Origin of the sequence: Mesorhizobium sp. M2A.F.Ca.ET.042.01.1.1 (assembly GCF_003997405.1) — a bacterium.
Classification (GTDB): domain Bacteria; phylum Pseudomonadota; class Alphaproteobacteria; order Rhizobiales; family Rhizobiaceae; genus Mesorhizobium.
Window position 1 is genome coordinate 1 of the sequence record NZ_RZRX01000096.1, and the last position, 21,664, is coordinate 21,664.

The 21,664-nt window shown below is 63.6% G+C and carries 17 protein-coding genes; 3 read left to right on the plus strand and 14 right to left on the minus strand.

Features of this window, described 5'->3' with window-relative positions; all coding sequences use genetic code 11:
- Positions 1-229 precede the first annotated feature (229 nt).
- From EOA23_RS16450 to tagH, 8 genes are all read right to left on the minus strand, one after another.
- Complete coding sequence (locus tag EOA23_RS16450; protein ID WP_127304904.1) at positions 230-2,671, minus strand: M23 family metallopeptidase; 2,442 nt, start codon at positions 2,669-2,671, stop codon at positions 230-232.
- Positions 2,668-3,039 (minus strand): DUF1036 domain-containing protein, encoded by a 372-nt coding sequence (locus EOA23_RS16455; RefSeq protein ID WP_189341625.1) that lies wholly within the window; start codon positions 3,037-3,039, stop codon positions 2,668-2,670. Before EOA23_RS16455 ends, EOA23_RS16450 begins: the two co-directional genes overlap by 4 nt.
- 134 nt (positions 3,040-3,173) lie before the next feature.
- Positions 3,174-5,672 (minus strand): serine/threonine-protein kinase, encoded by a 2,499-nt coding sequence (locus EOA23_RS16460; protein WP_127304905.1) that lies wholly within the window; start codon positions 5,670-5,672, stop codon positions 3,174-3,176.
- On the minus strand, positions 5,669-6,448 hold the full coding sequence (locus tag EOA23_RS16465) for a PP2C family serine/threonine-protein phosphatase (RefSeq protein WP_127304906.1): 780 nt from the start codon (positions 6,446-6,448) through the stop codon (positions 5,669-5,671). Before EOA23_RS16465 ends, EOA23_RS16460 begins: the two co-directional genes overlap by 4 nt.
- 117 nt (positions 6,449-6,565) lie before the next feature.
- Positions 6,566-10,096: a type VI secretion system membrane subunit TssM gene (tssM, locus tag EOA23_RS16470; protein ID WP_189341623.1), complete on the minus strand. Its 3,531-nt coding sequence runs from the start codon at positions 10,094-10,096 to the stop codon at positions 6,566-6,568.
- Positions 10,096-10,764: a type VI secretion system protein TssL, long form gene (tssL, locus tag EOA23_RS36480; RefSeq protein WP_245474205.1), complete on the minus strand. Its 669-nt coding sequence runs from the start codon at positions 10,762-10,764 to the stop codon at positions 10,096-10,098. The genes tssM and tssL overlap by 1 nt, the downstream gene beginning before the upstream one ends.
- On the minus strand, positions 10,700-11,641 hold the full coding sequence (gene icmH, locus EOA23_RS36485) for a type IVB secretion system protein IcmH/DotU (protein ID WP_245474207.1): 942 nt from the start codon (positions 11,639-11,641) through the stop codon (positions 10,700-10,702). The genes tssL and icmH overlap by 65 nt, the downstream gene beginning before the upstream one ends.
- 398 nt (positions 11,642-12,039) lie before the next feature.
- The gene (gene tagH, locus EOA23_RS16480; protein ID WP_127304908.1) at positions 12,040-13,122 is read right to left on the minus strand and encodes a type VI secretion system-associated FHA domain protein TagH; all 1,083 of its coding nucleotides are present in this window, start codon (positions 13,120-13,122) and stop codon (positions 12,040-12,042) included.
- Between the two features lie 308 nt (positions 13,123-13,430).
- Here tagH and tssI point away from each other — a divergent pair, with 308 nt between their 5' ends.
- From tssI to EOA23_RS16495, 3 genes are read left to right on the plus strand one after another with little or no spacing between them, the layout of a single operon-like run.
- Positions 13,431-15,755, plus strand: coding sequence for a type VI secretion system tip protein TssI/VgrG (tssI, locus tag EOA23_RS16485; RefSeq protein WP_127304909.1), 2,325 nt, complete (start codon positions 13,431-13,433; stop codon positions 15,753-15,755).
- Positions 15,756-15,764: 9 nt separating this feature from the next.
- Positions 15,765-16,190, plus strand: a complete 426-nt coding sequence (locus EOA23_RS16490) for a DUF6484 domain-containing protein (RefSeq protein ID WP_127304910.1) — start codon at positions 15,765-15,767, stop codon at positions 16,188-16,190.
- Positions 16,190-16,534, plus strand: a complete 345-nt coding sequence (locus tag EOA23_RS16495) for a hypothetical protein (protein WP_127304911.1) — start codon at positions 16,190-16,192, stop codon at positions 16,532-16,534. The genes EOA23_RS16490 and EOA23_RS16495 overlap by 1 nt, the downstream gene beginning before the upstream one ends.
- Before the next feature lie 31 nt (positions 16,535-16,565).
- Here EOA23_RS16495 and EOA23_RS16500 read toward each other — a convergent pair whose 3' ends face one another.
- From EOA23_RS16500 to EOA23_RS16525, 6 genes are all read right to left on the minus strand, one after another.
- Entirely contained in the window at positions 16,566-17,420 is an 855-nt protein-coding gene (locus EOA23_RS16500; RefSeq protein WP_127304912.1) for a hypothetical protein, read from the minus strand.
- Between the two features lie 17 nt (positions 17,421-17,437).
- Positions 17,438-18,394, minus strand: a complete 957-nt coding sequence (locus EOA23_RS36490) for a DUF4150 domain-containing protein (RefSeq protein WP_245474208.1) — start codon at positions 18,392-18,394, stop codon at positions 17,438-17,440.
- Positions 18,391-19,407 (minus strand): beta-ketoacyl synthase N-terminal-like domain-containing protein, encoded by a 1,017-nt coding sequence (locus EOA23_RS16510; RefSeq protein WP_127304913.1) that lies wholly within the window; start codon positions 19,405-19,407, stop codon positions 18,391-18,393. Before EOA23_RS16510 ends, EOA23_RS36490 begins: the two co-directional genes overlap by 4 nt.
- A complete protein-coding gene (locus EOA23_RS16515) occupies positions 19,404-20,507 on the minus strand; it encodes a DUF2169 domain-containing protein (protein ID WP_127304914.1) in 1,104 nt (367 codons plus the stop codon). The genes EOA23_RS16510 and EOA23_RS16515 overlap by 4 nt, the downstream gene beginning before the upstream one ends.
- A complete protein-coding gene (tagF, locus tag EOA23_RS16520; protein WP_189341624.1) occupies positions 20,507-21,049 on the minus strand; it encodes a type VI secretion system-associated protein TagF in 543 nt (180 codons plus the stop codon). Before tagF ends, EOA23_RS16515 begins: the two co-directional genes overlap by 1 nt.
- Positions 21,031-21,664: type VI secretion IcmF C-terminal domain-containing protein (locus EOA23_RS16525; RefSeq protein ID WP_281058754.1), on the minus strand; the 634-nt coding region annotated here is incomplete at its 5' end. The genes EOA23_RS16525 and tagF, both read right to left, overlap by 19 nt.

Genomic DNA, 21,664 nt, shown 5'->3' on the forward strand with positions numbered 1-21,664 from the left:
GACTTTGAAGCCCCGCAGCGGTCCAGAATTCTGCACCGTTGCACACTTCGGTCCAGGTAACGGCATGGATTCCAGGGTCTGCGCGCGTCGCTTCGCTCCTTGCTCCGCCCTGGAATGACGAGGTTCAGAGCCTTCAGCTCATCGCCGGCGTTTGCGCTGACTCTCCCAAACGGACGTTGATGCCTTGCCCAACAAGCCTGCAATCTATCAAAATCCCTGTGTTAAGGACCTAACCGGGCTCCAGCGTCTCCTGGAGGGAGCCTATCAGCGCGGTGATCGCCTGCTTGTATTTCTCGAATTCCGGCGACGTCTGCCGCACTTCGGTCGTGGTCGTCGTCGGCTGGCCCTGGTCGATCGCCAGGCGCGGCACTTTCTGCCCCATCTTCCGCTCGGCCCAGTCGACGACGTAGCTCGCGGTCTTGCCGGTGAGGAACGGGTTGGCCTGGATGACGGCCGACCCGAGCACCGCGCTCAACTGCGTCGAGCCGGGCGCCGCCAGGACCTGGGCCGCGCCTTCCATGCCGAGGAAATGGCACAAATAGAGGCGGCCGGCGGTGATCTGGTGGCCGCGCGCGCGCAGATAGGCCTCGCCCTCGCGCGCCAGGTTGCGCACCATTTCGCGTGACAGTGTCGCGTCGTAGCGAAGCGCGAGCAGGTCGGCGGTCGACAGCGAGCGGGCGAGGTCGGGCCGATAGGTGTTCATCATCCGGATCCAGGTCTTGGAGATGAACTGGCCGGCGCCGGTCGCCGAGGAAAGCGGGTTCTTCGCGCGGGCGCTGCCGCCGCTTTCGACATGCACGATCCGCTCCGTCAGCGTTTCGACGGCAGTATCGCCGGAACCGCCGGAGCTGACGGCAACGGCGGTAGCCACCGTGGTGACGGTGCCCAGGGGATCGATCGCCTCGCCGTTCTGGTAGAGCTCGAAATGCAGATGCGGGCCGGTCGAAAGCCCAGTTGTGCCGATATAGCCGATGACGTCGCCAGCCTTCACCTTGGTGCCGACGCCGCTCGCGATGGCGAATTTCTGCATATGCGCATAGCGCGTCTCGCGGCCATTGGCGTGCGTGATCTTCACCAGATTGCCATAGCTGCCGCCATCGCCCTGGAACGAGATCTCGCCGTCGAAGGCGGCCATGATCGGCGTGCCGACCGGCGCCGCCCAGTCGACGCCCTTGTGGATGCGGACCGTGCCCAGGATCGGATGCTTGCGCGGGCCGAAGGTCGAGGTCATCACCCCGGCGACCGGCGTGACCATGCCGTTGGTGACGGTCAGCGAGCGCACCTGGTCGTCGCCGGTCACGCAGGCATATTGGCCGTCGCTCTGCTGGAAGACGAAACAGTCGAGACTCCGGTCCGCGCCCTGGACGCCGACATAGAGCACCCGTCCGGAGATCTCGCCCTGGCCGCGCGGCGTCTGCGAATAGATCAGCACCAGGCGCTGGTCCTCGCTGGCGAAGGCGTCGAGGTCCTGCCCGCGCGACAGATACATGATCGCCTCGCCGATGACGCTGGTCGGCACCTTGTTGCGCGCCGCCGTCGAATAGATCGCGTCGAGCAGGCGGTACTGCCGCTTCGGCCCGCCCTGGTCGGAGGTGCCGGAATAGTTGAACAGATCCTCGCGGACCCAGGGGTCGACGCCCGACACGAAGGCGCCGGCCGCATTGCGTGTCAGCGTGCCGACATAGACGTTCTTGGCGTAGATGGAGACCTGCATCAGCGACATGGTCGTCGTCTCGCGGTTCAGTCGGAACCCGCGCATGGCGACGACAAAGCCGGCCTCCAGCCCGTCGCGGTTGAACAGCGCCTTCAGCGCCTCGCCGGCAAGCTTGGCGTCGTCGGCGGAGAAATGCGCGTCGAGCGCCACGCTGTCCAGGCTGCGGTCGTTGAGGATCTTCACGAACGTGTCCTCGGTCGCCTCGAAGCGCTGATATTCGCTGGTGACGGTCGCGACGGTCGTGTTGTTCTCGATCGCGGTTTTCTTGAAGGCGGGGAGTGCTGCCTCGCCCTGGTCGATGGTCTCGCCCCAGCCGGCTTCCGGATCGTCGGCGTCCGCCTTGAGCGCCGAGCCGGCGTCGCTGTCGTCCGGCGCCGCTTGGAGGTCGTTCTCTAGATCGCCTTGCGGATCGCCCTGTTGATCGTCCGGCGCCACGACCGGAGCGGGCGGGGCCGATTGCTGATCGCCGGGCGCCATCGCCGAGGGCCTGGGAGCGGCCTGCCGCTGCGCCTGGAAGAAGGCGAAATCCTCCTGCGTCGACGGGATCGTCGTCATGAACTTCTCGCTGGCGCTCAACATCACGTCGGAGAGAATCTCGATCTGCGGCGAGGCACCCGAACTGTCGAGCTCGGCCGGACGCGCCACGGTCTTGCCCTTCGTCGCGGTCTCGGCGTCGGGCGCCAGCGTGATCCACATCGGATCGCCGGCGAGATCGATGATCGCCGGCACATAGACCGACGCGTCGGGCGGCACGTCTTCCATGCCCTCGACCGGGTGCAGCTCCTCGTCCTCGTCGCCGAACGACCAATAATCCCTGGTCAGATAGAAGCCGGTGGCCAAAGCAACGACGGCGAGCATGGCCAGGCCGGCAAGAGCCCGGCGCCAGAGCCTGCGCCGCCGCTCGGCCAGGCGCGCCTGTTTCTTCTGTTTGAAGCTCGTGTCGATTGCGTGCGTCACGGGCTGTTTCCGGTCAGGAAATAGGTCCAGCGCACCTGCTCCTGCGTATCGACCTCGACGAAGCGCGCCGCGATATGGCCGCGCTGCCAGCACTCCTCTATGCCGCGGATCGAGAAGCGCCGCCGGTCGATGCACATCTCGGTCGATCCGTTGAGGATCGCATGGCCGAAGACGTCCGTGGCGTAGAGATAGATGTAGCGGTTGGCCAGCTCCTCGCGGATGACGTTGACGCACTGATTGGCGCCGATCGTCCACCAGCCGTCCGTCTGGTCGGCATTGTCGACCTTCTGTCCGACGGCGAGATTGACGACGTCGAGCGTCTGGTTGCAGACGGTGAATTCGGCATGCGCCTTGCCGGGCGAAAGCATCGCGAGCAGCGCAGCCCCGAGCAGCGCGGCAAGCGCCGCCCGGCCCGGCAACAGCAATCGGAGCCGGCTAGGCAGCTTGCGTGGCGGGGGCTGGTGCAAAGAACGCAAGGTGCGAAGATCCATCGGCGTTCATGCTATCCGCCAAGCCGGAAATAGGTGGCCGTGGCGGAGAACTGCGAGCCGTCGGCCTCGATCTCTTCGAGGATCCTGGGCAACAGCTCAGAGGCCGGCGTCGGCCTCGAGAACATGGCGGCCTGGATGTCCTTGGGGCCGGTGATCACCAGCATGATCTGCGGCACCGCCTTGCCGGCCGCCTTGTCGGCGGCGGCAAGACCGATCGGGATGTTGAAGGTCACCTTGTCGGTTTGCGCCACCATGCGGTCGTCAAGGTTGAAGGCGACGCCCTTGTGGTCGATCAGCATGATGTTGGAGACGAGTCCGCCGCCCGTATAGAGCGCGCCGCTGACCGGCGCACCATCCGGGATCGATGTCTTGTCGAGCACAAGCTGCGGTTTCGCGGCCGAGCTTCGGTCGAGCAAGCGCAGGAAAGTCGGCACGCCGCACTGGGAGAGGGTGATGAGGCGCACGCTGATGTCCGGCTCGATGTGGAATCTCGTCTTGAAATCGTTGAGCAATTGCTCGAAGGGCGGGACCGCCGTTCCGTAGCCCTCGATCGTGGGGGCGCCGCCGGGTCCGGATGTCACGTTGGCGTAGAAGCAATTGCCGCCGCTGAAATCGCGCACCCAGGAGCGCTGCTCGTTCCACTTGGCCATGTCGTCTTCCGGTGACGGAAGCGACGGCTTCGGCACATTGATGGCGACATCGGTACCGGCCTGCTTTGTCGCCGGCTGTTGCGGCTGCTGCGCTGGCCGGGTTGGCGCGGTCGGCGTTGCCGGCTGGCTGGCTGTCGGGGTCGACGCCTTGGGCGCGGATGGCGGAGGGGTCGGCTGCGTCGATGCCTGGCTTTGCGAAGCCGAGGGCGGGGATGCGTTCGGCTTGGGCAGCTTGGAAAGCTTGTCCACGAGGTCTTTCACGCTGAGCTTGGCCGCCGGCGGATTTGCCTCTTGCGCCGGCTTGTTCTCAGCCGCCTGGCTTAGTTCCGGCGACTTGACCGCCGGCTCGCTTGCCGGTTGCGCCGGCTTCTGGCCTTCGGTGGCCGTTGGCCCGGGAGCCGGCGCAGGCGACTGTTGCACCGAGGGCTGCACCGGCTTGGTCTCGACCTGAGGCGTTTGGCTTTTGGCCTCGCTCTCCGGCTGCGTGGCTGGCTGCTCGGCGGGCGTCTTGGCCTCCGCATCAGATTGGGCGGATGGCTTCGCCGTGTCGGATTTCGGTGCTTCCGGCTGAGGCGCGGCCGGCGCCTGCGGCTGAGGTTTCGGAGCCTCCTGTTGCTGCGCCTCGGCCACTGGTTTGGCGGTCTCGGCGGCCGGCTTCGGTGTCAGGGGCTTGGATGTCTCCGCCACCGGCTTGGGCGCCAGGACGCCGCTGAAATAGAGGCCCGCTGCCGCCAGGACGGCGATCGCCGCAGCGCCGCCGGCGATGGCAGGCATGCGCGAAGGCTTTTTGGGCGCGACCGGTGCGGGCGCGCTGGCCGGAGGGGCTGGCGGCGTGGGCCGTGGCTCCGACAGGTAGGCGGGGCGCACATGCTCGACGAAACGCGGCTCGCCGGAAGGAGCAGGTGTCTGGCGCTTGGAGTCCGGCGGCGCCGTCCACCCGGCGCGTGGCAGACCGGAGCGTTCGCGCGCGCCGAACGGCACCGGCGGGGGCAATGTCGGCTCGAGATCCTCACCGCGCGTTGCTCGGGCGATCTCGGCCATGCTGGCCGGCCGGTCGCGCGGATCCGGCTGCAGCATGGCTTCGATCAATTCGTGGAAATCGGGATCGATATCCGACAGGTCCGGCACGGTCCGGCGTTTCTCGATGACCTCATATTGCGAGCCGCTCATGTCGAGCGGCTTGCCGCGCAGCGCCGCGGCCAGCACCAGGCCGAGGCTGTAGATATCCGATTGCTCGCTGACCTCGCCGCCATAGAGGCCGAGCTGCTCCGGCGAAACATAGTTGTATTTGCCGGCGAATTTTCCGCCGATCAGCGTTTCGCCGCCGGTCGCCGAGCGCGCGATGCCGAAATCGATGATCTTGGCCCGCTCGACCCGGCCGCCCGGCAGGATGATGTTGTCAGGCGAGAGGTCGCGGTGCACCGCGCCCGCCTGATGCACGGCGCTCAAGCCAGAGGCGAGGCGATGGCAAAGCCGGCGCACGTCGTCGCTTGGCATCGGTCCGCGCCGCATCATGTCGAACAGCGACTGGCCGTCCACGAACTCCATCGCGAGATAGGGGCGGCCGATCCCCGGGTCGATGGTGAACACGTGGTAGCGCACCACCGCGTCATGCGACAGGTGGTTGAGGATCGACGCTTCCTTGCGGAACAGCGACAGGATCGTCTGGTCGCGGGCGAATTCGGGCAGCACGATCTTGATCGCCACATGATCGCCGGTCTGGATGTTGTGGCCGCGATAGACTTCGCCCATGCCGCCCGAGGCGATCCTCTCGTCGAGTTCGTAAATGCCGCTGAGCTGCGTGCCGACGCCCGCATAGGTGACGTTCGCCGAGATCCGGGTCTTGTCGTCGTCGCTCATCTGGCCAGGCCCTCCACTGCGGACCGATCCGGATGGGGCGCGCCGTTGCGCCCGCCGCCGATCTTCACAAGCACGATGGTCACATTGTCGGTACCGCCGCGCGCCAGCACCGTATCGAGGAGGGCCTGGCAGGCCGCCCGCGGCGTGCCGGACCTGACTGCGGCCTCGATCTCGGCGTCACTGACATGCGCCGTCAGCCCGTCGGTGCCGAGGACGAAAACGTCGCCCGGCATCAATTCGCCCTGCTGGAAATCGATCTCGAGCTCGTCGCTGACGCCGACCGCATGCGTGATCACATTGCGGCGTGGCCAGGTGCGCGCTTCCTCCTCGCTGATCATGCCGCGGTCGAGCAGTTCCTGCACCTCGGTGTGATCCTTCGAGACCTGGAAGATCGAGCCGTTGCGCACGAGATAGATGCGGCTGTCGCCGGCCCACAGGCAGGCGAAGCGTCCATCCATGGCAAGCAGGGCCGCGAAAGTGGAGCCGATGGTGATGCCGCGCGATCGCGATATGCCCCGGATCTCGGCATTGGCGCGGCTGAGCCTGTCCTCGAAGCGGGCGCGAAGGTCCGGGGCCGAGCTCGCGATGCCGATCGTCGCCAGATGGTCGACGATACTGGCCGAGGCGACCTCCCCGGCCTCATGGCCGCCCATTCCGTCGGCCACTACCCAGAGCCCGGTCTGCGGTTCGATGAGGTAATTGTCCTCATTGTGGTCGCGCACGCAGCCCTTGTGGCTCACGCCGAAGCTGTCGATGGGAAGGGCGACAGTGCTCAATTTGCCACCAAGCGCTCAGCGAGCGTCCTCTGTGACCAGCCATGGGCCGCGTGCCCACGCCACTCTGCCACAAGCGTGTACATTAGAGTATCGAAATGAAGGCTGGGGCTGGCCATCTCAAAACGCCTTCGGACAGCTGAAGCCTGACAGAGCTGGCAGGACGAGGGGGTTGGCCCCGGAGCCGGCCTGGATCGTGTAGGCGACATCGCGTCCACCGATCACGAAACGCGCCTCGGTGCTGGCGCCGTCGCCGGTGATGGTCGCCTTGTCGAACAGCCGCTTCAACGCCCACGGCCCCTCGAATTTGAGCGCGGACTCGCGTCCCGGCATTTCCGGCATGAGGCTGAGGCTCGCCGATCCGGACGCGGCGCCGCTCGGCCATGTCACGATGCTCGGCGCGTTGCCGGCCTGGGCGCTCTGCACCGTCTGCCCGTCCACGTTGAGCACCGCGCTGTCGGCTTCGCTATTCAGCGATGTGGGCGTGAAGGTGATCGACACCAACGGCGTCGATCCGCCCGACGGAAAGAAGGCTGCGCGGATTTCCGCCGCCGCCTGGAACGCCTTCAAGGTCGATTTCGCAAGATCCTTGCTGGAGCGCGCATTCTGCTTCCAGCTCCATTCCTGTCCGGTCATGTCGATCAGCGGCGCAAGGTTTTGCGCGAAGAAGCGGTCCATCAGGCCTCCAGGCGCAAACAGCTTGGCGAAATCCGCCATCGAGATGTCCTCGCTGCTGTCGCGGGCGAAGGGATAGCGGCCGTTGACAGCCTCCTCGCAGGGGCGCGTCACCGTCTGGTCGAGGGTCTGGTTGAGATTGGCGACCGAGGTCTCCGCGACATTGCCCTCGAATTCGTCTGCCGCCGCATTGACCATACGCGCCAGCGGCTTGGGCAGGCGCGAGACATTGGCGCGCAAGGTCGAGATCTGCAGCTGCAGATTGGCATTGACGCGCTCGGTCTGCGTGGGGACATCGGCCGCGAGCTTCAGGCTCTGAAAAATGTCGTGGAAGTTCTGCGTCAGCGCATCGAGCGGCCGGCGCCCGGGGTTGCCGCTGACCAATGCCTGGAACGAGCGGAACTGCGCCTCGACGCTCGCGCCGGCGTTCTGCGCAACGGCCGAGCTTGCGCCCGCCCGGCTCTGCGACTTGCCGCCGGCGATCTGCAGGCCTATGCGGGCGAGGCCCTTGGCCATGCTTGGGGGATCCGGCTCAGCCGTCCCGGTGTCGCCCTCGCCGGCACTGTCGCCCTTGGTCAACGCGGTCTCATTGGCGATCGCCGTGAACAGCTGGTCGAGAGGCGAGTCCGGCGCGGCGAGCGCGGAAAGCGCGAGATATTGAGGCTTGTCCTCCAGCATCGCCTTGAGCTTCAGCTGGTCGAGCACGCCGTTCCAGGCGGCGGCGAATTCCCTGCCGTAGCGGTCGATGAGCTCGGGACCGAGCTTGGGCAGGTCCTGGTCGATGCCGCCCTGTTCGCCGCCGCCGCCGAGCACCCACTGGTCGTCGACGAGCATCTGCGCGATGCGCGACAGCTCCGGCAGGAAGAAGCGGTTAAACCCGGCGCGTGTGTAAAGGCCGGGGACCTTAAGGTCTGCAAGCTCGCTGCCGTCGATGCGCTCGAACAACAGCTGCGCTTCCGGACCGGCTTTCGCGGCGACGGAGAAATCCTGCAGCCTCGCTGCGTAGACCGCCGACTTGATCTGCGCCGAGGCGCGGTCGGCAAGACTCATGCGTCCGAGCGAGCGCTGCGCCGCCTCGACCAGCGGCTGGTTGAGCGCGAAGGTTGGATCGTAGGCGTCGTCCAGCGCAAGCATGGCGCGCAGATGCTTTTCGAGCTGCGCGCGTCCCTCGCGGTTGTTCTCGCCCGGATAGCGATTCTCCTCCCAGTCCTGCTTCATCCACGAGACGATCAGCTCGTCGTCGACCTTGGGCGCCTTGCCGCCCAGCATCAGGTAGATCTTGAGCGGCTCGTAAAGCGCGATCGGATCGGCCATCCTGGCCTGGATCGTCCGCTCGGCCTGCACCAGCAGGCGCGAGCGGAAGCTTCGCTCCAGCGCCTGCCGGTAGGCGGTCTTGGAGGCCGACAGCAGCCGCTCGCGCTGGCTGAGCCCGAACGTCTCCTCGATCGGCCTGCCCTGGTCGCCATTTTCGAAGCCTGCCGGCAGGTTGCGCAGCTGATCGAGCGGGCCGATGACGTTTTCGAGGTCGACGTCGGTCACCGTGGTGCTCTTCAGCAGGCTGTCGGCGCTGTCGCGATAGTGCGCCATGGCTTGCCTTGTGGAGGCGATCAGCTCTCTGTTGGCGAGGAAGCTGAGGCCCAGCACGCCGAGGGCCGCCAAGGCCGCCAGCGCGATCGCGGCCAGTCCGCCGAATCTTGCGAGCCGGATGCGGCGCTCGGCCGCCCGGTCGAATGACACCCAGCCGGATTCCGGGAAGATCACATTGGTCAGCAGGTCGTGCAGGAAGAAGCTCTTGCCGGCGCCGGAAAGGTGCGCCTGGGAAGCGCTGCCGAAACTGCGGCCGATCGCGCCCAGCACCTGGTCGAAGGGCGTGCCTTCCTGCGTGCCCGACGAGAAATAGAGCCCGCGCAGGCTGACATTGACCTGGCTGCGCGATGTGTCGAACAAGCTGCCGATGAACTGCGTTATCCGGTTCTTCAGCGCGCCGAACTGCGCCGGGAAGCCGAACAGCGCGATCCGCGCCACCGGGTCGGTCTCTTCCTGCAGGCGGTCGGCGACCTCTTCGGCGAGCCGCCTCGCCAGCCCGTCGAATTCCGCCGGCGCTTGGCCGGCCATATTCCTGGTGCGGTCAGCGGTCTGGAATGTCGCGCCCCACACCTTGCGCCGGCGCGCCTCGTCGAAATCGCCGAAATAATCCATGAAGCCGGCGACGAGATCGGCCTTGGTGAAGAGCAGATAGACCGGGAACTGGATCTTGAGCGTCTCGTGCAATTCGCGCAGGCGGCTCCTGATCTCGGCGACATGCGCGTCGAGCTGCCGGTCGTCGAAGCCGATGAGATCCGAGAGGCTGATGGCGAGGATGACGCCGTTGATCGGTTGCCTGGTGCGCTGCTTCTTGAGCAATCCCAAGAACGCCAGCCAGCTTGCTCTGTCGCGCTCGCGGTCGGACTCCTGCGTCGTATAGCGGCCGGCCGTATCGATCAGCACCGCTTCGTCGGTGAACCACCAGTCGCAGGACCGCGTGCCCCCGACGCCGGCCACCGGCTGCGCGCTGCCGGAGCCGGCAAGCGGGAATTTCAGCCCGGAATTGACAAGCGCCGTCGTCTTGCCGGCGCCTGGCGGGCCGATGATGATGTACCAGGGGATGTCATAGAGGAAATTGCGCTTGCCGCTCGTCCGCTTCAGCGTCGCGATGGCTTCGCTCATGCGTGCTTCGAGCACCTGGGAATCGTCGTTGCGTTCATCGCTGCGCGCGATGGCCGCTTCGAGCGCCTTCTGCGCCTTCCGCCGCTGCCAGAAGCGGATCCCGTAGAACAGCGCGAGCGCCGCAACGATGACGCCGATGATCGTGGCCCTCAGCCACACAGGACCAAGCGGGTGCGTATCGGCAAAGCGGATCAGCGGTCCGGCGTACCAGACCGCCGCCGAGAAACCGGCAAGCGCAGCCAGGCTGAAGATCCGCAGCAGCCAGCGCATCAGTCGCCGTTCTCCGCCGCGCTGGTCCGCAAGCTCTCCTGTTTCGGGATCATCACGTCGACGCGGCGGTTCTTGGCGCGGCCGTCCGCCGTGCCATTGTCCGCGATCGGTTCGTCCTCGCCCTTGCCGTCGGCGCTGAGCCGCGAGGGGTCCTTCACTTGCTTGGCCATCATTGCCTGAACGGCCTTGGCGCGAGCGACCGAGAGGTCGAAATTCGATTTGAACTGGCTCGATTTCTTCGGCTTCACATTGTCGGTGTGGCCGACGATCCGGATCGGCCCCGGTTCGGCGTCGAGCGCCGCGGCGAGGTCGGAGCCGACCGGCTGGAACTGCGGCTTCAGCTCGGCCTGGCCTGGCGCGAACAGAAGCTGGTTGTTGATCTCGACGATGATGAACGCGCCCTTCTCGCCGACGCTCAGCCCGCCGCCGGCGATCTCCTTGGCAAGCGCGGCGCGGATACGGTCGATCTGGGCGGTGTCCGGAACCGCTGGCGGCGGCAGGGCGGCTTGCTCCGGCTCAGTGGGCGCCGCTACGCTGGCGCGCTCGATGGTGACGGGCGTCGAGGGGTTGAGCGCCAGCAACTCTCCCGCCGTCGCGTCGCCTTCATCGGTGATCAGCACCCGCAGCCCGAAGAAGACCGCCGTGACCAGCGTCGCCGCGGCTGCCACTCTGGGCGGTCGCGGCCGCCCAGAGTGGCAGCCGCGCCCTCGGCTTCGGCAGCGCCGCCGCCATGCCTTGCCAGTGGGGCGAGATGTCTTCGCCGGCGCGCGGCTTGAAGTAGCGCAGCGTGTCGTAGACGTCGCGCCGGACGCGTTCGAGCGTATCCCGTTCCTTGGCCAGCCCGCGATACTGGCCCTCGAAGCCCAGCGACAGGCAGGCATGCATCAGTTCGAGCAGGTCATAATGCGCTTCCGGCGTGGCGAGGATGTTGTTGAGCGCTCCGTAGAAACCGGCGCCGGTCGGTTGGGTGTGAAAGAACCGCGCCACCAGGGCGTGCTGAAGCCAAATGTCCTTGCTTGGCCAGGGCAGATTGCCGACAAGGTCGTCGGCGGTTTCGCAAAGCGCGAATTTGGCGATGCTTGCGTCTTCCTCGGCCACGCCTGCCTTTGCGATAGCAAGGTCAAAGGTCTCGATCGCGTCGGCAATATGCTCCGCCAAGGGTGCGGCTTGCCGGTCGACCGGCATCAGCCGCAATTGACCGAGAAGCATCAGCAGCGGTGCCGCCGCGGCAAGGATCGGATTGGCGGCAGCGTATTTCACGCCGGAGGCGGCGTCGAGCAAGGCATCCTGCTGCACGCCCTGCGCCGCATTCGCGGCTGTTCCCGAAGTTGGCCCTTGGAAGAGCACCGTTCCGGACGACCAGCCGGTGGGCATCTGCCGGCCGCCACCGGGATCGAACACCGTCGCTTCGCGGGAAGGCGATAGGGCTGGCCGCCCGCTTTCCGGCCCGGATCCCTCGGCAGCCGCAAGAGGTTTCTGCTTCGGTCGCGGCGCGCGGATGACGGTCTTGTCCACCGGCCCGGAGGGGTGGTCCTTCGAGCTCATCGGCGGCGCCCCGCGTTCAAGCCGCAAGGGGCATGTTTTCGATCGGGGAAACGCTTTTCAGGCTGAACCTCGGCGGCGGGCCGCTTGGAAAGGCTCATCTCGCCGAAACATGACATTGCTGCACACGCCCCAAGCCTCGCCGCCTTGCCCGCCGGGCTGGCGTCCCTGTGCATTCTAGTCGCCCGGATACTCAATTGAAACGGGCCGCCGATTGAAATCCGGAAGCAAGATGCTCGAAGCGGCGGCTTCTTCTATGAGACCCGTCACATACGGCCGGCGTGGTTAGAGCAATTCCAGGAAAAGTGTGAGCGGTTTTCCGTCCGGAATTGCGTGAAAACAAGAAGATGGGGCATTTGACCGTTTCCGTGAAACGGTCAAATGCGCTAGTGCCCGTGCGTCTATTTCTGCTTGTCGGCCTTGGCGTAAGCTTCGGCGAAATAAGCGAGGAAGACATCCAGCATGCCGTTCTCATGCTTATCTTCCATCGTCCGCCATGTCGCGACGAGCGCATCCCAGGCCTGGCTCTTCCTGGACGAGAAGGACGCAGGCGGGATCTTCTTGGCGATCGCCTCCGGCGACAGGTCGTCGAGCAGCCGCGACAGCGCCGCCTGCATAGCGGCATATGTTGCGATTTCGTGGGCCTTCAGGTCGCGGAACGCGTCCTCGACGCTGCGCCTGGCATCGAGATAGCCCGCCCTGCGCCTGGCGAACATGATCTCCAATATGTCGTCGGCGCCCGGCACGAATTTCAGCGGGTTGTTGTCCTCTGCGCCGATCATCGTGCGGTTCGCGCTCTTGGCGAGCACCTTCGCCGCCGCGCGCGCCTTGAGCAGCAGGGACAGTTGCTCGACCGTGGTTCTCAGCACCGCGCCGATCTCGGCCGCGACCTCGTGAGGATCGCGCGCCTGCAGCAAGTCGGGCGCGATGCCTGCCGCCCTGGCGATCTCGCGCAATATCGCATCCGCTTCCGCGGGCCGATTGGGTGGGGCTGCCGGCCCCGGCTGTTGCAACGCCGAGGATGTCGACACCGGCGGCGCCCCGGCCGGGCGCTGATCCGTCGGATTGAAGAACGGCTCGTGGCCGAAATCCAGGGGGGCGCCGGTCGAGGGCGGCAGCTCGCGTTGCGTGGAGCCGGTCCTGGTCTGCGGATGTCCGGTCGCGGCTCTCTCGTCTTCGATCGAAACGCCGACGACGTAGCGGCCGATCAGCAGCCGGTCGCCCTGTGCCAGCCGATGCGGCCCGACCATGCGCTGGCTCGAGCCATTGATGAAGGTGCCGTTGCGCGAGACATCGTAGAGCCAGAACGAGCCCGCCTGGTAGCGGACCTCGCAATGCCGGCCGGAGATGAATTTGTCCGCATCGCTCAGGGTCCAGTCGCAATTCTCGCGGCCGATCTCGAAGCTGCGGTCGCGGGCGGTATAGCTGGCGGCGGTGCCGGCTGGCAGCCTGTCGACATTGCTGATCTGGAGAGAGATGAACATCCGGAAGCGTCGCCGAACTTGGTCAACAAATGCTTATCTTGCGCGCAATTCCGGGCGGAAAACTATTGAGCGCCCTTCCGGAATTGCACTGCTATTCTAGCAGCTTGCACGCCGAGCGGGAGAGGAGCGTTTCACACCGGCGCATGGGCGCGCTTTAGCCATCGCTATTATTTGGCCTCCCTCAAACATGTGCTAGGCTGACACGGATACGGTGCGGTGAACTCGAACGCTCCCGAACGTGATGCAGTTAATAGAGCGGGGGCTTCAAACCATCACACTGGCGGCCGCGTCGAGGAGGGGCACGACCCATGCCGAACGAACGTGCCACGGTTGTACAGACGCCGGCTGGCGCCGATCTGACATTCACCCATCTCATCGGCCGCGATGAGATCAGCCGCTGTTTTGCCTATACCGTCGGCTTCGTCTCGAAAAACCGCGACATCGACCCGCTGAAGATGCTGGGCGGCGTCGTTTCGGTCGAAGGCGAATCCGATCCGAAGCGCTGGTTCAGCGGCCTCGTGTCGGATTTCAAGCTGACGCGCATCGAGGACCGGCTGGCTTTCTACGAGGCGACCGTCAGGCCATGGCTCTGGTTCCTCGGCAACACCACGGATTGCCGCATCTTCCAGAACATGACGGCGGTGGAGATCGTCGAGAAGATCTTCTCGAAATACGGCATCGCCAAATTCGAGAAGCGGCTGCAGGGTTCCTATCCCCAGCGCGAATATTGCGTGCAGTATGACGAGAGCGATCTCGATTTCGTACAGCGGCTGCTCGAGCACGAAGGCATCTTCTATTTCTTCGAGCATGACGAGGGCAAGCACACGGTCATCCTCTGCGACGCGATGAGCAAGCTGAAGCCGGCGCCCGGTTACGAGAAGGTGCTTTACAACTTCGAAGGCCAGGCCTCGCGGCGCGATGTCGAATACATCACCGAATGGATTCCGGGCAGCGCGGTGCGGCCGGGCGCCTATGCCCACACCGACTATGATTTCGAGAAGCCCGGCGCCGACCTGATGGCGAAATCCGCCCAGCCTTTCGCCCACAAGGAAGCGTCCGGCGAGAACTATCGCCAGCCAGGCGCGCATCTCGATGTCGGGCGCGGCGACAAGATCGCCGGGATCCGTCGCGAGGAGCTTCAGGCCGTGCATCAGCACAGCACCGCGGTTGGCACCGTGCGCGGCCTGTTTTCCGGCTGCAAGTTCACGCTGGAGAGCTTTCCGCGCGACGACCAGAACCAGGACTATCTGGTGGTCAGCGCCGAATACCGGCTGTTCGACCCGGGCTACCGGACCCAGAACGAGGCCCACAACGAGAATTTCAAGATTGTGCTGGGCGTGTCGCCGACCAAATTGCCCTACCGGCCGCCGCGCATCACGCCGCGGCCGATCATGCGCGGCCCGCAGACGGCGACCGTCGTCGGCCCTTCGGGCGAGGAAATCTTCACCGACAAATATGCGCGGGTGAAGGTGCAGTTCCACTGGGACCGGCTCGGCAAGAAGGACCAGAATTCTTCCTGCTTCGTGCGCGTCTCGCAGACCTGGGCCGGCAGCAATTGGGGCTTCATCCAGATCCCGCGCATCGGCCAAGAGGTCATCGTCGACTTCATCGAGGGCGACCCGGACCTGCCGATCATCACCGGCCGTGTCTACAACGCCTCGCAGATGCCGCCCTATGGGCTGCCGGGCAACGCCACGCAGTCAGGCTGGAAGTCGAATTCCTCGAAGGGCGGCGGCGGTTACAACGAGCTGATGTTCGAGGACAAGGCCGGCTCCGAGCTGGTCAATTTCCAGGCCCAGAAAGACCACCACCTGCTGATCAAGCACGACCGCAGCAAGACGGTCCAGCACGACCAGTCCGACCGCATCGACCACGACGCCAAGCACTCCGTCGGCCACAACCTCGACGAGGACGTCGGCAACAACAAGACGGTCAAGATCGGCGTCGACCAGACCACGAACATCGGCTCGAACGACACCGAGACGGTGGGCGCGAACCGCTCGCTGACGGTGATGGCCAATGAGACGATCCATGTCGTGGCGAATTCGACGGAGAATATCGACGCGAACCATTCGCAGACGGTGGCGATCGTGCAGACGATCACTGTTGGAGCGGCGCGTGTCGATACGGTGGGAGCATCTGAGACAAGAAGCGTTGGCGCGGCACAGGAGAACACTATCGGCGCGACGCGGTCCGTCACCGTGGGCGCGGCGCAGGATCATACGATTGGTGCGTCGGATAGCTGGAATATCGCGACGGATCAGAGCGTGGAGATAGGAGCCGGCCAGACGGTCAAGATCGCGAAGGATCAAGGAACCGAAATCGGAGCTGGGCGCTCTGCCAAGATCGCCAAGGATGACGCTACCGAGGTCGGAGGCTCCCGAGCGCTCAAGATAGCCAAGGGCAGCGCGGTCGAGGTGGGCGAGGATGGACTCATCAAAATCGGCAAGGATTTGCTGATCGAAGCCGGCGATTCGATTGTGATAAAGTGCGGGTCGGCGGCAATTGCAATGAAAAAGGACGGCACAATTTCGATCGAGGGCAAGGACATTTCGGTGAATGCATCGGGCAAGGTCAACATCAAGGCATCAAGTGACATCACGATGAAGGGCTCCGAAATAAAACAGAACTGAGGACGTACGATGACGACTACAAAAGAGAGCATTGAGGGAGTTGTGATCGGGATATTCTTGGGCTTCGGCGAGGATGCGCCGCTTGTTGTCTTTCCCGGAAATCTGAACGAAACAGCGGTTCCGGCTCGTAGCCTTGCCGAACTTACCTCGGAGATGATCGGTGCCGAGGTGGCATTGCTGTTTCAGAACGGCGATCCTAGGAGGCCGCTCATCGTCGGACGGATCGTCGAGCCAGCCCGTCGCGCCACGGCACCGCAAATCGTCCGCGACGGAGAACAGGTGAGGATCATCGGCGACGAGCGGATCGAGCTTCGTTGTGGAAAGGCAACGATTATCATGGAAAAGGACGGCCACATTACCATCCGCGGCACCTATGTGACGAGCCACGCTAGCGCTGCCAATCGTATCCGCGGCGGCTCGGTCAATCTGAACTGATGCCCACGCCCGTCCTCCATCAGATCGTCAGACAGCATGCCGAAATGGCGGCGTTTCTGTGGACTGTGTACGACCACCACCTTCTGAATCCGGATTCAAATCCGGAGATGGACGAAGAGCGCTTGGCGCGACTTTTAGAGAGGCTTGAGGCGCATCTTGATGGGTTGAAGGTCGCGGGCAAAGTGGGGTTAGAGATCGCGAAAGAGAGGTATGCAGAGTTTTCAGAGGCGGGAGAATTATTTGTGGTCAGAATGCTATCGACGAGGAATTCCATGCGGATTGTCGATCTCGATCTCCCAAAGGTGCGAAAGTTCCTGTCTGTGACGCTTGCGAAGACCTCTTGACCGCCAATCGCTTCCTTTTTGGGACGAGCGGCTAGAAAGTGTCGTCGAAAGCTAGGTATGGAAAATCTCTTCCGTCGAAGCGAACTGCCTCATTCTCTCCGGCGATTGCCATGAATTTATCGCTACTTCGCAAAGCATATGAAAAGACATTGTCCTTGACGAGTGCGAATTGATCATTCTTGAGTTTGTATAATCCATCTGAGCCGGCTCCTATATAGATTTCATTCCGGTAAGCTGCGAGATCATAAAAATCCAAAGCCGGCGCTTCGATGAATGACCAACTGCCAGCGCTCCAGCGGCCAAAGATGCCGCTGTTACCGCAAATCAGGAGCTCGTCCCTTCCCGTCGGCAACAGTGCATTGAGTGAAGCATTGGTGCCGAGGTCGAATTGCTGCCACCGATTATTTTGGAGGCGCGCAAACAGGCCGTTATTACCACACACGTAAAGGCCATTCTTGGCATCCCCCACCGCGCCTAGTACATCGACCGACAGTCCGGGTACCTCACGCCATGCTGTCCCGCCGCCAATGAAGAAGCGGCCATCAGGCCCGAAGACAGCAACTTGCCCATCGGTCAGCCTTGCAATTCCGCCGAGCATGGTTTCGAGATTGACCAGTGTCCTCGGTCCAGCCGAGGATACCTCGATGACACGACCGGTTCCCTCCGCGAGGATGTATTTATCGCCTTCGTCTTCGATGAAGTCCGCCGCCAGCATCTGCTCGCTGAACAATTCGTCGGGCTCGTCGTCGGGAAAATTTCGAGCGTATTCCAGACTGGACACGAAACTCTCGCCGTCAGAAATGACATTGAGCACCACTACGTCACCACTCCTCTTCACAACCGCCCTATGGCACGTATTGATGAAATCGTTATCTTCGTCAGCCATTGACATGATCCTTCGCGCTACTTACGGCCTCTTCTCTTGGGCCGGCGTTTCTTCTTCTTTGTCTCTCCGGGGACTCGACATTTCTTCTTGTCCAAATCCGTTTGATTGGTCACGCCAGCTGCATACTTGAAGTAAGTATCAATGATCATCTTTAGGCACTTCATAGCGCTCGGGCTAGTGGCCAATCCGTCGTGCCCAGCGGCGGTAAACTCAAGCTGCTTATCTCGTGCCTCCGGGTAACTGACCTCCGATTTTCCGGCCTGCCGCTCGCTTGTTGCCCAATTGTTCTGGCGCAGCGTCTTCTTGCCATGCTGGGTGCGCGTGTTCGTCCCGTCATTAAGGCAGATGCACGGCGCTTCATCGATGTTGTAGTTCGGAAATTCCGTTGTGGGTGGCCCACGCCGCTTCAGGTTCGCGCAAGCATTTTGCATGAGATGGTCTGATTGTTGCTTGCCTTTTTTACAGTTCTTTTTCCTGTTCTTGTATTTGTGTACCTTTATGCCGAGGTCACCCAGGATCTTGGCGCAGCTTATTTTTCCTATCTTCAACTTGCCGATCTTTGGCCAAGGCGGTGCGTTGGCTGTAGGAGATGCGTGATTGTTGGTCGAGAGGTCCGTCATGCGGTTTACAGGCTCGCCGTCGGCCTTCACATTTGATGACCATGCGACCGCATATTCCTTCCCAGTGTTGACCGAGGTGATGACCCCCTTCTTTGCCGCGCAGCCTGCCTCTGTTCCTGTTGTACGCGAGTAATACGATTTGTTCTTCTGCGTAATGGTTTTGCCGCCGATCTTGACCGTGCTGGTCCCGCTGTCGGTGTCGGAGTCGAGACCAAACGACGGATACGGAATTGGCACGCCCGGCGGCGTGGCGGGATTTTCCGGAGGAGTAAAGCAGACGTCCGGAAAGTCCGCGATGACTTTGTTACCTTGCGCTTTACAAGCGACCTCCAGCCCGTTGGCGAATACCGTCATCGTAGCGGCCTAGCCGTGAGAATGGCTGCTCCACAGGCACCTTCGTCGTTGGATGCCTCTACAAGTGCCGGGTTCCCTGCGGCATAGCCCTTTTCGGCCGCTATGAAGGCCATTCCTAGCATCAGCGGCACCACGGCTGCCCCAACATTGCCGATCGATTCTGTCGGTGACCAAAGATCCTGGAATTCGTGCCGCCCGCGAAGAAGCCGAAGGCTAGCCAGCGCCGTTTGCTTGAACCAATACTGTTCACCAATGAGATCGGAGATCCGATAGCCAAGTCTGTTCATTTCGAACCCGGCCTCCTCCAACGCTACACGATAAGCTGAGGTCATACCATCGCTCCGCAGAGGGAGGTCGCTCTCATTGTATATTGAGGCGGGCTCGCGTGAGAGACCGAGACCAGCCAGGTGTATGCCGTGGCCACTGGCGCGCGTGCAAAGCACAGCCGCTGCGGCCTCGCCCGGGATGAAACCGTTCGGATTGCTTGCAGTGAGAAGTCTTTCGCGGCGCAGGAAATGTGAGATCGATCCCGCAGTCAGGTAGCTGTCGACCCCCGCAATCATCACGTACCGCGCTTCGCCAGAGTCAATCATGCGGCGGGCCCGTTCCAGCGCCACGTGCCCGGCGGGCCGGCCGTGTGCCGCCACGCGCGACCGAGCACTGGGGTCCGCTTCGACGATCTCGTTTATCTGACGCAATAGATCGCCGTTATCGCCAACCGGTCTTCCGGGCCGACCTTCTTCCGACAAACACAGAATAAGTGTTGTCTGGCCACGCGCCTCAGGGACGCGCTCAAATGCTTCACAAATCGCCCCCGCGGCAAGATGGGCCATGCGCTTCATGCCGACCCAGTTACGTGGGAGGGGAACGGGTGCTCCAATGAGCCACTCGCCCGGCGTGCTGATGTATCGTGTTTCTTGAAAGCCATCGATCCGTGCCCGCATCGCTGCACAGGACGAGGGCGCGTCAAGACCGACCGCGGTAACCATCCCGACCGAGACAATGCCGATCATGTCTCTTCAATCTCCTCATACAGTTCTTCACCGTCTCCGCGGATGTAGGTACGCCCCGATATTCGCGCGCGCAGCATCGCTTCGGTCGGTGGCCCGACCCAGCATTCGGTGAAATCGAGAATCGTACGATGAATCCGTTGCGAGACGCGCCAGACTAGCGAAAAGCGGCACTTTTCCGGGTCAAGAAGTACAGTGTCCGGGAAGACATCGACTTCGTAGGCTTTCTCACTGCCCTTGAACAGTGTCATCGGCAATGCGGTCTGTGGAAGCCGAAAGCTCACGCGCCCATCCGGCGTCAAATTTACCAGTACCACCTCTTCGCCACCACGCGGATGATCGATCTGCTGATCGGGCGGCGCCATCTGGAAGTAGCGCTCGTCGAAGTCCGGCGGCAGGAACGGAAAGATGTTCTTCGTCCAGTTGTCGTCATATGTCCCGCCAAATTCGATGCGGCCCGGCCAGCCGCGGCCCATCGGCCCGAAGCTCATCGGCTTGTAGTCACCGAAGGGTGAGCGGATTTCCTCGTCGATTGCCTGCGTATTAGGTAGCCGCAGGCCCGGAATGAGGCGCTGGTTCCTGGTGCGCGACCAGCCGGTGCCGACCGGGTTGTGCTTGTAGCTGGCGGGCAACTGGTCCTCGGGGTCGAGCCGGTCGACGCCGCCCCAGGCGACGTCGTAGGAAATCGGCAACTTCAGGAAGGGTTGCGGCGCCGTGGCGGTGAACACCGGTCCTATAGCCCGCCACTCACGGTGCCCGACGACTTCGAAAAGCTTCGACCAGTTGCCGACCTTGATGCCGACCGGCACGCGCTCGGCCGGGCGCCCTCCCGGCGCATAGGCGCAGGCATTGGCGATGACATCGCAGCGTGGCTTGCGAAAGGCGAAATCCGTCTCCCACAGCGTCGCCGAATAGCCCGGCACGCCGGTGTGCGTGTCGGCCATCACCAGCGGCACCTGCTCGGCCGATTTTTGCACCAGTCCGCCCGGCCTCGTCGGAAAATCGAAGGTGCCCTTCACCACCACCACCAGCCACTCGTGGCCGGCCTTGTCCATGCCCATGGTGAATTGGTGCGGATAGCCCATCTGGTTCCAGATCTGCATCAGCTGGTCTCCCAACTCGCGGCGAACATCTGTTCGAGCGTCGGCTGCGGCGCTTGCTGATCGACATCGTAAATATCCGTATGCGCCGTCCACATGACGAGGCCGTCGATGACATCGCCCTCGCCGTCGACAGGCGGAACGGACAGAGCCGCAAGCACCGCGTCCAGTTCGTCGGGTGTCAGCTCTCCGCGCTGCGCGGCCAGCGCCGCATTCTCGATCCCTTCGAACCACGCGTCTGCATAAGCCAGCTTGAGGGGTGCTTCGGACAGCCTTGCGACGACGCTGAGCGGAAATTGCCGACCGACCCGGTCGGCGCTTTGCAGCACGATGCCTGCCGAGGCGCCGAAGGAACCAGGGCCGGCCAGAAAACGCAGCGCCGTGTCTGCCGGCCAGGCTTCGAGCCCGAACAACGGCACGATGTGCTGCGCCAGCCAGCGGTCCCATACGCGCACGAAATCGCCCGGCAGCCGCCGCGTCACGAAATCGCCGGCGGCGGGCATCTTGCCGTAGAAGCCGGGCAGGATCAGATCTGCGGCGGACATGTGAACTTCTTGAACATCTCTAACGTGTACGGGTTCTCGACGCTGGCCGCCTTGAGCTCGAAATCGGCCCACATCCCCTTGGTGCCGAGCCGCAGGCTGTAGACGTCGGTGAGCTTGGTCGCGTTGAAGCGGCCGCCGCGCAGCATTCTGAGCCACGCCCAGCTGCCGGTTTCGTTGAGCATGACTTCGGGCGAGCCGTCGACCGGCTGGAAGGCGAGCGAGATCACGCCCGTGCCGTCCTTGCCGGGCCAAGTCATCGGCTGCGGCCGGGTCGCGTTGTTGTAATAGACGAGGTTCTGGCCATCGAGGTTGAGCGTCACCCGCGCCACATTGGGCGACAGGTCCTTCGGCTCCAGCGTGAAATTCATCACCGGGCCGGTGCCGCCGGGGAAGAGATCGTCGCGGATGTGACGCGCCTGCTCGAAGGCTGCCAGCGCCGCCGGATCGAGGCCGAAATCGGCGCGCCATTTCCACGGCTCGCTGGCTGTGTCGACATAGTTGATCAGATGGTCGTTGGTGAAGGCGTCGATCAGCCCGGTCGGCCCGAACAGGCGCTGGAAGTCGCGCACATTGACGTCGACCGCGCTCTCCGGGCTGAACGGATAGCGGTTGTTC